The following is a 14,437-nucleotide window of genomic DNA, read 5'->3' as shown; positions in this document are numbered from 1 at the left end:
AGTGCAGGAAAATGCCGGGTTTGTAATATGATAGCTGGCATTGACATGGGATAGTCGCGCTTCGGGCGCCGGCAAACTTCAACTGTGCACCGATACGACCTGATTAGCTGTCATGACTGCGGCGTGCTGTACCGCAAACGTCCGCTGCGTCCGCGCGAAAAGGCGCGCTGCATCCGTTGCCGCTCGGTGCTGTATCGCGGCGCCCACGCGCGCGGCGCCTCGGCCGAATTGACCAAGGTGGTGGCGCTGACCCTGGGCGCCGCCCTGGTCTTCCTGATCGCGCAGTTTTTTCCCATCGTCGAACTCGACGTCAATGGTCTCACTTCCAGCGCCACCTTGCTCGGCTCCATCCGCGTGCTGTGGTCCGAGCAGATGCACATCGTGGCGACGATGGTCTTCCTGTTTACCATCCTCTTTCCCGCCATCGAACTCGGTGCGTTGCTATATGTGGCGCTGGGCCTGCGCGGCGGCGTCAAGGTGCCGGGCTTTAACCGCGTGCTGCGCGCCGTGCAGACGGCGCGCGAATGGGGCATGACGGAGGTGCTGATGATCGGCATCCTGATCACCGTCGTCAAGATGACCAGCCTGGCCACGGTGCTGCCGCAACCGGGGCTGTTCGCGTTTGGCGCGCTGACCCTGATGCTGGCCATCGTCGTCTCGTTCGATCCCAAGGCCCTGTGGAACCTCGGCGACGACCTGACCCGGCAGGCGTTGCCCGGCATCCGCTACAAGGCCTTCGCGCCGGGAGCGAAGATCGTGCCCTGCCACGCCTGCGGCCTGGTGGCGCCGCCGCTGGGTAAAGGCAAGCACCTGGCGTGCGTGCGCTGCGGCACGGCCTTGCACGTGCGCAAGCCGGACAGCATCAACCGCACCTGGGCCTTGCTGATCGCCGCCATGATCCTCTACATTCCCGCCAACCTGCTGCCCGTGATGGTGACGCAGTCGCTGTTCGGCGCGCAGGACGACACCATCATGAGCGGCGTGGTGCTGTTCTGGACCAGCGGCTCGAAAGGCCTGGCCATCATCATTTTCATCGCCAGCGTGGTCGTGCCCATGCTCAAGCTGGGCGTGCTGGCGCTGCTGGCGTTTACGGCGCAGCGGCGTTCACGCTGGCGGCCGCGCCAGCGCACCATCTTGTACCGCATGGTCGAATTCATCGGCCGTTGGTCCATGCTCGATATCTTTGTCGTCACCCTGACGGTGGCGCTGGTGCGCTTCAAGTCGCTGGCCGTGATCACGGCCGGACCCGGCGCGCTGGCCTTCGGCGCCGTGGTGGTGCTGACCATGCTGGCGGCGATGCAGTTCGACCCGCGCCTGATATGGGACCCCGTCGACGGGCAGGTGCCTGGCGAGGAAGAACCCGTGGTGGTGGCAAATACCGGAAACAATACAGTGATTGGAGAACAGCATGTCTGACAAAGAAGCGGGCGACCTTGCAGAAACGGGTGGCCAGAGCGTCCCCCCGTTGCCGGAACCCGATGTGGAGCAGGGCAGCCGCTGGCTGCCATCGCTGGTTTGGCTCATTCCGCTGCTGGCCGCGCTGATCGGGGCGGGCCTGGCCGCCAAGTCCATCCTCGACCAGGGCCCCACGGTGACGGTCAGCTTCAAGAGCGCCGAAGGGCTGGAGCCGGGCAAGACCAAGGTCAAGTACAAGGACGTCGACATCGGCCAGGTGCGCGCCATTACCCTCGGCGACGACTTGAGCAAGGTGCTGGTGACGATCGACATGAGCAAGGAAGCGCGCCGTTTCGCCACCGCCGATTCGCGCTTCTGGGTGGTGCGCCCGCAGATCGGCGCCAGCGGCGTGACGGGCCTGGGCACCTTGCTGTCGGGCGCCTACATCGGCGTCGACACGGGCAAGTCGGAAGCCAAAAAGGAGGATTTCGTCGGCATGGAAAATCCGCCCGCCGTGGCCGGCGACCAGAAGGGCAAGCTGTACACCCTGCATGCGGACAGCCTCGGCTCCGTCGACGTGGGCTCGCCCCTGTTCTTCCACCGTCTGCGCGTGGGCAAGGTGGTCAGTTTCGCGCTGGACAAGGATGGCAACGGCATCACCATGTCGGTCTTCGTCAATGCGCCGTACGACCAGTTCGTCGGCAAGAATGCGCGCTGGTGGCATGCCAGCGGCGTCGACGTGCGCCTCGATTCGAACGGCTTCAAATTGAATACGCAGTCGCTGGCCGCCATGCTGGTGGGCGGCATCGCCTTCGAGGCGGAAAACGGCCGCAAGCCCGAGGAACCCGCGCCGGCCGATACCAATTTCCGTCTGGCGGCCGACGAGGCCAGCGCCATGCGCGAACCCGATGGCGAGGCGATCACCACCGTATTCTATTTCGACCAGTCCCTGCGCGGCTTGCAGCCTGGCGCCACGGTGGACTTCCGTGGCATCGTGCTGGGCGAGGTGCGCTCGGTGGGCATCGAATTCGATCCCGTGAAGAAGAACTTCCGCATGCCCGTCACCGTCAATCTGTATCCGGCGCGCCTGGGCATGCGCTTCAAGGCGGCCGTCGACGATGCGGAAGGCTCGGCCGGGCACCAGCTGCTCGAACGCATGGTCAGCCGCGGTTTGCGCGCGCAGCTACGCACGGGCAACCTGCTCACCAGCCAGCTGTATATCGCGCTCGACTTCTTCCCGAAAGCGCCGAAGGTGGCGCTGGACTTGAACAGGTATCCGCTGGAAGTGCCCACCGTGCCCAATACCCTCGATGAACTGCAGACGCAGATCGCCAGCATCGCCCGCAAGCTCGATCAGGTGCCATACGCGGAGATCGGCAACAACCTGAACGCCACCATCAAGCAGGCCAATACCCTGTTCAAGCAGCTCGATGGCCAGGTGGTGCCGGAAATGCGCGATACCCTGACGGCGGCGAAACAGACCTTCGGCACGGCCGAACAGGTGCTGCAAAAGGATTCGCCGCTGCAGTCGGACGTGCGCCAGGCCTTGCAGCAACTGACGCAAACCCTGCAATCGCTCAATGCGCTGTCGGATTACCTGGAACGTCACCCCGAGTCCCTGATCCGCGGTAAAAAAGGAGATGAAAAAAAATGATGAAACCGATGTTTGCCGCGCTGCTGGCTGGCAGCCTGCTGGGCGCCTGCTCCACGCCCCAGCCCGAGCACTTCTATACGCTCAGCGGCGGCGCCGACGCGCAGCCGGCCAAACCCGTCAAATACTATGTCGAGGTGCTGGCCGTCAGCGTGCCGCAGCAGGTGAGCCGCAACCAGTTTGTCGTGACGGCGCCGTCGGGACGCATCGAATTGCTGGAGCAGCAGCGCTGGGCGGGACCGCTGGCCGGCGAGATCGGCCAGGCCCTGTCGACGGCCGTGACGAACGACCTGGGCGCCATCGATGTGTTCCGTACGCCACATCCTGACAACCTGCCCGTGTACCGCATCAGCACCAATGTGCAGCGTTTCGAGTCCGTGATGGGCCAGTATGCGCTGATCGATGCCGTGTGGAGCGTGCGCCAGCTGGCCAGCAGCAAGGTGGTCACTTGCCGCACGATCGCCAATGAAAAAGTGGGCGCCGGCTACGATGAACTGGTACTCGGTCACCGCCGCGCCGTGCGCCGCATCGCCGCCGATGCGGCCAGCGTGGTGCGCGCTTTTGACAGCGGCAATGCCGCCTGTCCGGCCGCCTGAGCCGCTTTTCGCTACCCAGTCCCGGCGGCCGCTGGTAAAATGCGGCCATGGGAATGACCTTGTTCACGCGCCGCTTTGCCGCCTGGATCGCCTGTTTCGCGATCCTGCTGGCGGCGCTCGCGCCATCGATTTCCCAGGCCGTCGCCAATGCCAAGCAGGAGTCCGGCTCCGGCTGGGCGGAAATCTGCTCGGTGGCCGGCATCCGTTTTGTCCAGGTTGATGATGGCGCCGCCGATGAAAAATCCGGCGGCAAGGCCATGCAGATGGAGCATTGCGCCTTCTGTTCCACGCATGCGGGTTCCGTCGGCCTGCCGCCCGCCAGCCCCGTGCTGCCGCTGCTTGTGGCCAGCGGCACGGCCATTTTCCCGGCCCTGTACTACCAATCCCCATCCCCGCTGTTCATCTGGTCCACCGCGCAGTCGCGCGCGCCGCCCGATTCCGTTTAAGTTTTTGCATTTTCAATGCTGGCGCTGTCCACCTTGCGGTGTGACGCGCCGCATCCGCACACTTAAACGAGAATCACATGAACAAGAAATTATTGGTGCTGGCCGTCGCCATCACCGTGGCCTACCCCTGCGCGCGGGCGCAGCAACTTGACCAAACCGACCACGCCATCGACACCGTCGTCGTTTCCGGTTCGCGCGCGCAATCATGGCTGTCCGAGACGCCGCAGGCCATCGGCGTCGTCAATGCCAAAACCCTGGAACGCGACAAGCCCAAGACCATGGGCGATATCCTCAACCGCATCGCCGGCGTGTACTGGAATGACCTGGGCAACGAGCAGCACAGCATGAGCATCCGCCAGCCCATCGGCACGAATGCCGTCTACCAGTACCTGGAAGACGGCATCCCCATCCGTCCGTTGGGCGTTTTCAACCACAACTCGCTCAATGAAATGAACATGGCGGGGGCCAGCGGCGTGGAAGTGGTGAAGGGCGCCGCTTCCTCGCTGTATGGCAGCAATGCCGTGGGCGGCGCCGTCAATTTCCTCACGGCCGGCGCCAGCGCCACGCCCACGGCCAAGGTGGGCGTGCGGCGCGACAGCGTGGGCGGCTTCACCCGCTACGACACCTCCGCCAGCGATACCTGGGGGCCGCTGGGACTGCGCTTTTCCCATTACAGCTCGCGCCGTTCGCGCGACAACTGGCAAGAGTACAGCTATGGCGACAAGGATTCGTTCTCGCTGCGCGCCGACTATGCGCTCAGTCCCACCTCGCAGCTGCGCGCCACCCTCGTCCACACGGATCTCGACGCGGCCATGACGGGCAGCCTGTTCGAGAACGACTATCGCAATGCCCCGGGCAAGAGCCTGAACACGTTTACCTACCGCAAGGACAAGACCACGCGCATGAATCTGGCGTGGGAGGGCGCGACGACGGCCAATGGCACGAGCACCGTCACCGTGTTTACGCGCAAGAACGACCATGGACAGATCCCCGCGTATTCCATCGGCAGTTGCGCAGGCATGCTGTGCAAGGGCGTCATCAACAACAACCACGTCGATTCGCTGGGGCTGGACGTGAAACACCAGCAGGAATTCGCGTGGCTGCGTTCGCGCCTGGTCTTTGGCGTGTACGTGGACAAGAGCGACAATCCCTTTGTCAGCGATAATCTCTCCATCGTGCGCGATGCGGCCACGGGCCGCTACCTGCGCTACACGCTGGCCAATGCGTCCAATCCGCAGGGCGTGCGCGACTACCAGACGGACATTCTGAACACGGCCGTCTTCGCGCAATGGGAATTGACGCCGCTGGCCGGCATGCGCGTGGTGCTGGGCGGCCGCTCGGACGCCATCCGCTACGACTATCATAACAATCTGGCGCCGGGCGGCAGCGTCAATTACGGCGCACCCGACGAGTCGCGCAGCTTTTCGCATGTGAGCCCGAAGCTGGGTGCCACCTACGCCATCGGTCATGCGGGCAGCGCGTATGCGAACGTCAGCCAGGGTTTTACGCCGCCCGAGGTGAGCCAGCTATATGGCAAGACGGGCATCGCCGACCTGCAGCCGTCCGTCTACAACAACTATGAACTGGGCTTGCGCTGGGCCTTTTTGCAGGGCCGGCTGAAACTCGACACGGCCCTGTACCGGCTCGACGGGCGCGACACCATCGTCAGCTACACGCTCTCGCCGGGCAACAGCGAAAACCGCAATGCGGGACGCACGCGCAGCGAAGGCCTGGAGCTGGGCCTGAACTACGACAGCGGCCCGTTCGACGCGCGCTTTGCCACGGCCATCGCGCGCCACCGCTACCTGCGCTACCAGGTCTCTGCCAGCCTCGATTACAGCGGCCGCGCCATGCCGCAGGCGCCGCGCGACATCACCTCGTTCGAGATCGGCTACAAGCCCGTTACGGGCGCGCGTATCGCGCTCGAAGCCGTGCACCAGGGCCGCTACTGGATGAATAACGCCAATACGGTGGAGTACCAGGGCCACGCCTTGCTGAACCTGCGCGCCAGCTACCAGATCGCGTGCGGGCTGGAAGCGTGGGCGCAGGTGCGCAACCTGGCCGACAAACGCTATGCCGATTCGGCCAGCAGCAGCTATGCGGGCACGGGCAGCTATGCGCCGAACAGCCAGAACCAGTACACGCCCGGTGCGCCGCGCAGCGTGATGCTGGGCCTGGGCTATACCTTCAACGCACTGTGAGGATGGCCATGGACGATCACACCTTTCTCATCGCGCGGCGCAAAAGCCTGTACTGGCGCATCCACTTCTGGGCCGCGCTGATCGCCTCGCCATTCGCGCTGGTGGCCACCCTGACGGGCATTTTGTATGTGTTCACGCCGCAGATCGAGGCACGTCTGTACCAGCACCTGGATCACGTGACGCCACAAGCGTCCATGCTGCCGCTGGACGCCGCCGTGGCGGCAGCGGAACGGGCGGCGCCGCGCGGCTGGGCGGTGCAGCACGTGGTGCCGCCGTTTCAACAGGACGATGCGGTGCAAGTGGCGTTCGCGCCGCCCGGTGGCGCGCCCGATGAACATGCGGGCCATGGCGGGCATGCCGCGCCGGTCACGCCCGCCAGGCCGAAGTTCGGCCTGCCCGCGCAAGCCATCGTCGTGTATGTGAATCCGTATGACGCGCGCGTGCTGGGCAGCCTGGCCAGCAGTGAGCGTTTCGGCAACTGGGCCAGGAAGCTGCATTCGCGCCTGCTGCAAAACGATGGCTGGCGCTGGATGATCGAGCTGGCCGCCAGCTGGCTGATGGTGATGCTGGTGACGGGCGTGGTGCTGTGGTGGCCGCGCGGCGCGCAATCTGGCTTGCCGAAGCGGGGCGCGCGGGGGCGCAACGGTTGGCGCCAGTGGCATGCTTTTCTCGGCGTGGCGCTCGGCATCGTCAGCGTCGTGATCCTGACGACAGGGCTGACGTGGAGCCAGCAGGCGGGCGGGCGCATCCGCGCGCTGCGCGATGCCAGCGGCCAGGCGCCGCCGCCCGTGCCGCGCGGTCTGCATTCGCGCGAGGAGGGCGCTCCGCTCGACTGGCAGGATGCCTGGCAAGTGGCGCGCAGCCATGCACCCGCCATCGCCGTGCAACTGACGGCGCCGGCCAGCCAGGACGATGTATGGCGCGCCACCATGGCCGACCGCAGCCAGCCCACCTTGCGCTTCGACCTGCAATTCGACGCCTATAGCGGCAAGCCTTTGTACTATGCGGGGTGGCAGGCGCAGACGGTGTTCGGCAAGGCCACGGCCATCGGCATTCCATTTCATCGCGGGGAATTCGGCTGGTGGAACCAGGCCTTGCTGCTGCTGTTTGGCGCCAGCGTGCTGTTCTCGCTGGTGTCGGGCTGGGTGATGTTCTTCAAGCGCCGCCCGCCAGGCTCGCTGGGCTTGCCCCGGCTGCTGCCGGGCGCCTGGACCTCGCCGTCCGCGCTGGCCTGGCTGGTGGCGGCAGGCATGTGCGCGCTGATGCCGCTGCTGCTCATTTCCGCCTGCATGCTGATGCTGCTGGAGCTGCTCCTGGCGAAATGGGGTGCGCGTATCGGCAGGATGCGACTGCGCTAGAATAAGGGGCGCGGCCAGGCTCGTTGCCATGGGCCGCCCCTTTGCAATGGCTGAACATGGTATTCATCGATTTCCCCGCCTTGTCCGCACTGGCCGCCGCGTCGGCGCTGGTGACAAAAAAATGCAGCTGCTGCGCCGTCCCGCTGGACGCCTGGCAACGCCTGCCCACTTCGCTGGAGCTGGATCGGTTTGAAGAAATCGGCACCCTGCGCGAAGATCCGTACGAGGAACCGACGTTTGCCGAATACCACCCGCACGGCACGCGCTATGACAGCATCGATGCGCCCATCGCGCCCCGTTACTATCCCGCCAACCTGAGTCAGGTGGCGCGCTGCCTGAACTGCGGTCGCCACTACCTGCGCTACAACGAGGCGGGCGGCTATTTCACGGAGCTGCGCATCCGCGCGCTGCGGCCGGAACTGCTGGCCGATGCGGCGTAGTCACTGTTACAGGCTTTCCTTGACGTGCGCGATGCCGTGTTCATCGTAGATCGAATATACGGCAGCGAGGATGTTTTCCAGTTCCGGCGAGCGGTCCATATGCCGCATGCTGAATAAAATGGGCGAGAACGCATGCTTGTCGTCCAGCTTGCGGTACACGACGTTCCGGTGATGCATGGCCTGCACGCTTTCCGGCACGATGGAAATGCCCTGGCCAGCCGCCACCAGTCCCATGGAAATCTGCAATTCGCGCACTTCCGTGACGGGGCCGGGCGTGACATTGCCTTCGCTGAACATGCTCAATACCTGGTCGGCAAAGCTGGGGCGCGGCGCTTTCGGATACACGAGCAGGGTTTCGTGGATCAGGTCAGTCAGGCGCAATCCGCCTTCCCCCTTGGCCAGCCGGTGTCCGGGCGGCAGCGCCACCACCAGCCGCTCCTCGCGCAGCAGGATGCGGCGGATGCTGGGGTCTTCGCTTTTCAAGCGTCCGAAACCCACGTCGATGCGGCCTTCCTTCAGGGCCTTCAACTGCTGCACCGTCGTCATTTCATGCAGGGTCACGTCGACCTCGGGATGGCGTTCGCAATAGCGGTGCACGATGTCGGGCAATTCCCCATACAGGGTCGAGGCGACAAAGCCGATCGACAGGGTGCGTTCCAGCTTGCCCACGCGCTGCGTCATCGCCTTCAGGTCGCGCACCTGGTCGAGCAGGGGCCGCGCATGGGCGAGGAAAAACTCGCCCGCTTCCGTCAGCCGCAGGGGCCGTGATCCTTTTTCGATCAGCGCCACGCCCAGGATTTCTTCCAGTTGCTGCATCTGCCGGCTGAGCGGCGGCTGCGCGATATGCAGGCGCGCGGCGGCCCGCGTGAAGTTCCTTTCCTCTGCGACCGCAACGAAGTAGCGCAAGTGCCGTAATTCCATCTTCATACCTTTCAGGTATAGGTTTGATACCAACTCGGTGTTGGACGTGGCCACATTCGGGGCATATCGTGTCACCACCCTACAGAATTATACGGAATAAATATGATTCAAAATATCGAGACCTACCTGGTCGATGTGCCAACCATCCGCCCGCACCGGATGTCCGTCGCCACCATGAACACGCAGACCTTGGTGCTGGTGCGGCTGCGCTGCGCCGACGGCATCACTGGCTGGGGCGAAGCGACCACCATCGGTGGCTTGAGCTATGGCGGCGAAAGCCCTGAAAGTATCAAGACGAATATCGATACCTATATCGCGCCGCTGCTGCTCGGCATGGAGGCAAGCGCAGTGGCCAAGGCCATGGCCAGGGTGCGCAAGGTCATCCAGGGCAACCGCTTCGCCAAGTGCGCGATCGAGACGGCGCTGCTCGATGCGCAGGCGCGCCGCCTGAACGTGCCGCTGTCGGAATTGCTGGGCGGCCGGGTGCGCGATGCGCTGCCCGTGGCCTGGGTGCTGGCCAGCGGCGACACCGCGCGCGATATCGCCGAAGGGGAAAAAATGCTGGACTTGCGCCGCCACCGCATCTTCAAGCTGAAGATCGGCTTGCGCGACGTGATGGACGACGTGGCCCACGTGCTGGAGATCAAGCGGGCGCTGGGCGAACGTGCCAGCGTGCGCGTCGACGTCAACCAGGCCTGGAGCGAGACGGACGCCGTGCGCGGCATCGCCGCGCTGGAAGCGGGCGGCATCGACCTGATCGAGCAGCCCGTCAAAGCGGGCAACCGCGCCGCGCTGGCGCGCCTGAAGCAGCGCTTCGACGTGGCCATCATGGCCGACGAAGCCTTGCACGGCCCCGCCGATGCGCTGGCGCTGGCCCAGGCCGATGCGGCTGACGTATTTGCAGTGAAAATCACCCAGTCGGGCGGCTTGCTGCCCGCGCTGGAAGTGGCCACTGTGGCGCGTCTGGCTGGCGTGGGTCTGTACGGCGGCACCATGCTCGAAGGCGGCGTCGGTACGGCTGCCACGGCCCACGTCTGTTCCACGTTTGCCGAACTGGCCTGGGGCACGGAACTGTTTGGCCCCTTGCTGCTGACGCAGGAAGTCTTGCGCGAGCCGCTCGTGTACCGCGACTTCATGCTGCAGGTGCCGACGGGTCCGGGCCTGGGCGTCGAGATCGATATGGACAAGCTGCATGCGATGCAGCGTCAATAAGGAGAAACCATGTTATTCCATGTACGTATGAACGTGAACCTGCCATTGAACATGCCCGCCGAACAGGCGGCGCAGCTCAAACAAACGGAAAAAGAACTGGCCCAGCGCCTGCAGCACGAGGGCAAGTGGCGCCACCTGTGGCGCATCGCCGGCCAGTACGCCAACATCAGCGTCTTCGACGTCGACAGCGTGGACGAGCTGCATAATTTGCTGACCTCGCTGCCGCTGTTTCCCTACATGCAGGTCGACGTGATGCCGCTGTGCCGCCATCCCTCGTCGGTGCGCGCCGACGATTCCTGAGGAGAGATGCAATGACGCATACAGGCAACGACACTGCCGGGCAAACGTGCGAGGTGGACGGAATCGACCTGCATTACCGCACCGATGGCGACCGCGCCCAGCCCTGCCTGGTCCTGTCGAACTCCCTCGGCACGGACCTGTCCATGTGGCAGGAGCAGGCGGCCGCGCTGGCGGGCGATTTTTTTGTCGTGCGCTATGACACGCGCGGCCATGGCCAGTCCGTCACCGGCGCTGAGCCGTTCGGCATCGAGCGACTGGGACTGGATGTGGTGGCGCTGCTCGATCACCTCGATGTAGAGCGCGCTGCGTTCTGCGGCATTTCCATGGGCGGCCTGACGGGCCAGTGGCTGGGCATACACCAGGCGCAGTGCCTGACGCAACTCGTGCTGGCGAATACGGCGGCGCGCATCGGTTCTGCTGACGCCTGGCTGGCGCGCGCGGAGCAAGTCCGGCGCGATGGCATGGCCGCGGTGGCCGATGGCGCCCCCGCGCGCTGGTTCACGCCGCAGTTTATCGCGCGCGAAGCGGACACGGTGGCGCGCATGGTCGCCACCTTGCGCAGTCAGGATGCCGGCGGCTACGCGGCCTGCTGCGACGTGCTGGCCCAGACGGACTTGCACACCGCCGTCGGTACGATAGCCGTGCCGACCCTGATCATCGCGGGCGAGCACGATCCCGTGACCACCATCGACGACGGGCGCTGGCTGCAGCAGCAGATCGCGGGCGCCCGCCTGGCAAGCCTGCCCGCTTCGCATATCTCGAACGTCGAGGCGGCGGACTTGTTTACGGCGCAGTTGCGAACCTTTTTGTTGTGAGGCTTGCTGTACCGTATCGGTATGGCAGGAATTTGACTTTTCCCTGAGCACCGCCACCGGCTGGTCCGGCATGCGGCAGGGGAAGCTTTCTTGAAAAATAATAATAAGAAAAGCAGACTTGGAGTAGACGGATGGAAAACAGATTAATCATCATCGCGGCGGTCACGGTGGGCTATTTCGCCCTCATGTCGTACATTACGTATAGCGTGCGCAAGCATGCCAACAGCGCCGAGGGCATGACGGCGGGCGGGCGCAATTATCCCGCCTACCTGATCGGCGCGCTGCTGCTGTCCGAATTCATCGGCAGTTCGGTGAGCATCGGCACGGCGCAAAAAGGCTATGAACTGGGCATTTCCGCCGCCTGGAATCTGGTGGCGCTGTCGCTGGGTTTCCTGCTGCTGGCCATCGTGCTGGTCAAAAAATACAAGGAAAGCGGGCAGTCGACGATTTCCGGCATCCTGGCGCAGACGTACGGCGAGCCCGTGCGTTATGCCGCATCCATCCTCACCATCGTCGCGCTGGGCATCGTTGCCGTCGCCCTGTACGCGAGCGGCGGCGCCGTGCTGGCGGCCGTGCTGCACATCAATAAAACCGTGGCCATTTTGCTGGTGGGCGTCATCACCGTGATCTATGTCAGCCTGGGCGGCATGCGCTCGGTGGTGTACACCAATTTTGCCCACTCCATCGTCAAATACCTGGGCGTGATCCTGGCGCTGGCGTATGCGCTGGAAGCCTCCGGCGGCATCGGCGCGCTGCAGGCGCAGCTGCCGGCCAAGATGTTCAACTGGGTCGAGATCGGCTGGGGGCAGATCATCGCCTGGATGATCGGCGGCATCGGTTCCATCTTCGCCACGCAATACGTGATCCAGGCTCTGGTCAGCACGGATAACCCGGCCGTGGCCAAGCGCGCCTGCTATTACGTGTCGTCGCTGATGATACCGTTCGGCCTGATGGCGGCCCTGATCGGCATGTGCAGCGCCGTGCTGTATCCAGGCATGAAGTCGATCGACGCCTTCCCGACCCTGATCGCGCACATGCCGGCGTTTTCCGCCAGCATCATGATCGTCGGCCTCGCCGGCGCCCTGTTCGGCGGCATTTCCGCCACCACCTTGGCGTCGGCCACGCTGGCGATGAAAGACTTTTATGATCCCTGGTACAACAAGGCGAAGAACGACGCGAAATCGCTGATGTTCCTGCGCATCGCCATCGTCGTGGCCGGATTGCTGCCGCTGGTGCTGGCGCTGTATGCGGAAAAACTGCTGATGATCGCCTTCCTCGGCAAGGCCTTGCGCGCCACCCTGGCCGTGCTGGTGCTGATGGCCTTCTATGCGCCGAAGTTCGGCACGCCGCGCGGCGCCTTCGTCGGCGTGATCGTTTCCGTGATCGCCACCATCGGCTGGTTCCTGGCAGGCAATCCGTATGGTGTGGACAGTTCCTACCTGGCGCTGGCCGGTCCGCTGCTGACCATGGGCATCAGCCATTTGTTCAAGCCGGCGCAAGTGTTGGCGAAGCCGGCATCGTCGTCGCGGCTGTAGCTTGCCCCAAGCCTCAGACCAGCCCCGTCATGTAATAGATGGCAATGACGAGGAACACGGCCACCGTCTTGATGACGGTGATGCCGAAAATATCGCGGTAGGACTGGCGGTGCGTGAGGCCCGTGACGGCCAGCAGGGTGATCACGGCGCCATTGTGTGGCAAGGTATCCATGCCGCCGCTGGCCATGGCCACCACGCGATGCATGACTTCGAGCGGAATGTGCGCCTGCTGCGCGGCCTGGATAAAGCTGTCCGACATGGCCGCCAGCGCGATGCTCATGCCGCCCGACGCCGAACCAGTGATGCCGGCCAGGGTCGTCACGGACACGGCCGCGTTGACGAGGGGATCGGGCACGCTGCGCAAGGTATTGCTGACGGCAAGAAAACCGGGCAGTGCCGCGATGACGCCGCCGAAGCCATATTCGGACGCCGTATTCATGGCCGCCAGCAGCGCACCGCCCACGGCCGCCTTGGTGCCTTCGGCAAAGGCGGCACGGATGCGCCCGAAGGCCGTCACGCACACGAGCAAGATTCCCAGCAACAAGGCGCCTTCCACTGCCCAGATGCCGGTCACGGAGGTTATCGCCGTCGTCACGGGCGCATGCAAGCCCGGCAGGGCCTCGGCGGTGAGTACGTAGCTGGCGCCATACCAGTGGGGAATCAGCTTGGTCAGCGCAAAGTTGGCCACGCCCACCAGCACCAAAGGCGCCACCGACAGCAGCGGATGGGGCAGGTTGCCCGCGTCGGCCGTGGCCTTTTCGGCCTCGGCCCCATACCCTTCGCCCGTCGCCATGACGGAGCGCCGGCGCCATTCCAGGAAGGCCAGGCCCATGATCACCGTCAGCACGGCGCCGATGGTGCCCAGCCATGGCGCAGCCCAGCCGGTCGTGTTGAAAAAAGTGGTGGGAATGATGTTCTGGATCTGTGGCGTGCCCGGTAACGTATCCATGGTGAACGAGAACGCGCCCAGGGCGATGGCGCCCGGCATCAGGCGCTTGGGGATATTGCTCTGGCGGTACAGTTCCGCCGCAAATGGATACACGGCAAACACCACCACGAACAGCGATACGCCGCCGTAAGTCAGGGCCGCGCACACGGCAACGATGACGGCATTCGCGCGCGCGCTGCCGATGTAGCGGATGGCCGCCATGACGATGGATTGCGAAAAGCCGGACAGCTCGATCAGCTTGCCGAACACGGCGCCGAGCAGAAAGACGGGGAAATACAGCTTGATAAAACCCACCATTTTTTCCATGAAGATGCCGCTGAAGACGGCCGGCACGGCGGACGGATCGGTGAGCAGCACGGCACCGAGCGCGGCGACGGGCGCAAACAGGATCACGCTGTAGCCGCGGTAGGCGGCAAGCATGAGGAAGGCCAGTGCGGCCAGAACTATCAGGAAAGACATCGGTCAGGCCCTTGCGTGATGAAAGTGTTTAATTAATCAATTGTTAAATTAATATCACACTTCCCAGGTGCGCGCCAACACGCAGGGTCAAGGATTGCGCGTAGATACGGATGCCAACGGTCAGCTATCTATTCGTTTGCTGGCAGGATTGACCCTCTC

The 14,437-nt window shown here is 64.2% G+C and carries 13 protein-coding genes; 11 read left to right on the top strand and 2 right to left on the bottom strand.

Going from position 1 to position 14,437, the window contains the following annotated elements; translation table 11 throughout:
* Positions 1–123 precede the first annotated feature (123 nt).
* The 7 genes from KY494_RS12875 to KY494_RS12845 all read left to right on the top strand — a co-directional run bounded on the left by KY494_RS12875 (position 124) and on the right by KY494_RS12845 (position 8,087).
* Positions 124–1,416, top strand: a complete 1,293-nt coding sequence (locus KY494_RS12875; protein ID WP_375143473.1) for a paraquat-inducible protein A — start codon at positions 124–126, stop codon at positions 1,414–1,416.
* Positions 1,409–3,049, top strand: coding sequence for an intermembrane transport protein PqiB (locus KY494_RS12870; protein WP_219891193.1), 1,641 nt, complete (start codon positions 1,409–1,411; stop codon positions 3,047–3,049). Before KY494_RS12875 ends, KY494_RS12870 begins: the two co-directional genes overlap by 8 nt.
* Positions 3,046–3,642, top strand: a complete 597-nt coding sequence (locus KY494_RS12865; protein ID WP_257571971.1) for a membrane integrity-associated transporter subunit PqiC — start codon at positions 3,046–3,048, stop codon at positions 3,640–3,642. Before KY494_RS12870 ends, KY494_RS12865 begins: the two co-directional genes overlap by 4 nt.
* A 47-nt stretch (positions 3,643–3,689) precedes the next feature.
* A complete protein-coding gene (locus KY494_RS12860; protein WP_258194833.1) occupies positions 3,690–4,088 on the top strand; it encodes a DUF2946 domain-containing protein in 399 nt (132 codons plus the stop codon).
* 77 nt (positions 4,089–4,165) lie between these two features.
* The gene (locus KY494_RS12855; RefSeq protein ID WP_258194832.1) at positions 4,166–6,289 is read left to right on the top strand and encodes a TonB-dependent receptor; all 2,124 of its coding nucleotides are present in this window, start codon (positions 4,166–4,168) and stop codon (positions 6,287–6,289) included.
* 8 nt (positions 6,290–6,297) lie between these two features.
* Entirely contained in the window at positions 6,298–7,647 is a 1,350-nt protein-coding gene (locus KY494_RS12850; RefSeq protein WP_219891192.1) for a PepSY domain-containing protein, read from the top strand.
* 56 nt (positions 7,648–7,703) lie between these two features.
* Positions 7,704–8,087, top strand: coding sequence for a hypothetical protein (locus KY494_RS12845; protein WP_070303393.1), 384 nt, complete (start codon positions 7,704–7,706; stop codon positions 8,085–8,087).
* Between the two features lie 6 nt (positions 8,088–8,093).
* Here the strand turns inward: KY494_RS12845 and KY494_RS12840 are convergent, their stop codons facing one another.
* Positions 8,094–9,008, bottom strand: a complete 915-nt coding sequence (locus tag KY494_RS12840) for a LysR family transcriptional regulator (RefSeq protein ID WP_219133013.1) — start codon at positions 9,006–9,008, stop codon at positions 8,094–8,096.
* A 102-nt stretch (positions 9,009–9,110) separates the two neighbouring features.
* On the opposite strand from KY494_RS12840, the gene KY494_RS12835 reads away from it, so the two are divergent.
* From KY494_RS12835 to KY494_RS12820, 4 genes are all read left to right on the top strand, one after another.
* On the top strand, positions 9,111–10,220 hold the full coding sequence (locus KY494_RS12835) for a muconate/chloromuconate family cycloisomerase (protein ID WP_219133014.1): 1,110 nt from the start codon (positions 9,111–9,113) through the stop codon (positions 10,218–10,220).
* Positions 10,221–10,229: 9 nt separating this feature from the next.
* Positions 10,230–10,520, top strand: a complete 291-nt coding sequence (gene catC, locus KY494_RS12830) for a muconolactone Delta-isomerase (protein ID WP_219891191.1) — start codon at positions 10,230–10,232, stop codon at positions 10,518–10,520.
* 11 nt (positions 10,521–10,531) lie between these two features.
* Positions 10,532–11,335 carry a 3-oxoadipate enol-lactonase gene (gene pcaD, locus KY494_RS12825; RefSeq protein ID WP_219891190.1) on the top strand — a complete coding sequence of 268 codons (804 nt, stop codon included), beginning with the start codon at positions 10,532–10,534 and terminating at the stop codon, positions 11,333–11,335.
* A 131-nt stretch (positions 11,336–11,466) separates the two neighbouring features.
* On the top strand, positions 11,467–12,870 hold the full coding sequence (locus KY494_RS12820) for a sodium:solute symporter family protein (RefSeq protein WP_219891189.1): 1,404 nt from the start codon (positions 11,467–11,469) through the stop codon (positions 12,868–12,870).
* 13 nt (positions 12,871–12,883) lie between these two features.
* On the opposite strand, the gene KY494_RS12815 is transcribed toward KY494_RS12820, so the two are convergent.
* The gene (locus KY494_RS12815; RefSeq protein ID WP_219891188.1) at positions 12,884–14,278 is read right to left on the bottom strand and encodes a GntP family permease; all 1,395 of its coding nucleotides are present in this window, start codon (positions 14,276–14,278) and stop codon (positions 12,884–12,886) included.
* Between the last annotated feature and the right edge of the window lie 159 nt (positions 14,279–14,437).

It is taken from the genome of Janthinobacterium sp. PAMC25594, assembly GCF_019443505.1.
Lineage (GTDB): Bacteria > Pseudomonadota > Gammaproteobacteria > Burkholderiales > Burkholderiaceae_D > Janthinobacterium.
The sequence above is the reverse complement of the archived record's forward strand: the minus strand, read 5'-3'. Positions and strand labels throughout refer to the sequence as shown.

Coding starts and splice junctions, on each gene's coding strand:
- KY494_RS12870 (WP_219891193.1), top strand. CDS start 1,409: ATGTCTGACAAAGAAGCGGGCGACCTTGCAGAAACGGGTGGCCAGAGC.
- KY494_RS12865 (WP_257571971.1), top strand. CDS start 3,046: ATGATGAAACCGATGTTTGCCGCGCTGCTGGCTGGCAGCCTGCTGGGC.
- KY494_RS12860 (WP_258194833.1), top strand. CDS start 3,690: ATGGGAATGACCTTGTTCACGCGCCGCTTTGCCGCCTGGATCGCCTGT.
- KY494_RS12855 (WP_258194832.1), top strand. CDS start 4,166: ATGAACAAGAAATTATTGGTGCTGGCCGTCGCCATCACCGTGGCCTAC.
- KY494_RS12850 (WP_219891192.1), top strand. CDS start 6,298: ATGGACGATCACACCTTTCTCATCGCGCGGCGCAAAAGCCTGTACTGG.
- KY494_RS12845 (WP_070303393.1), top strand. CDS start 7,704: ATGGTATTCATCGATTTCCCCGCCTTGTCCGCACTGGCCGCCGCGTCG.
- KY494_RS12840 (WP_219133013.1), bottom strand. CDS start 9,008: ATGGAATTACGGCACTTGCGCTACTTCGTTGCGGTCGCAGAGGAAAGG.
- KY494_RS12835 (WP_219133014.1), top strand. CDS start 9,111: ATGATTCAAAATATCGAGACCTACCTGGTCGATGTGCCAACCATCCGC.
- catC (WP_219891191.1), top strand. CDS start 10,230: ATGTTATTCCATGTACGTATGAACGTGAACCTGCCATTGAACATGCCC.
- pcaD (WP_219891190.1), top strand. CDS start 10,532: ATGACGCATACAGGCAACGACACTGCCGGGCAAACGTGCGAGGTGGAC.
- KY494_RS12820 (WP_219891189.1), top strand. CDS start 11,467: ATGGAAAACAGATTAATCATCATCGCGGCGGTCACGGTGGGCTATTTC.
- KY494_RS12815 (WP_219891188.1), bottom strand. CDS start 14,278: ATGTCTTTCCTGATAGTTCTGGCCGCACTGGCCTTCCTCATGCTTGCC.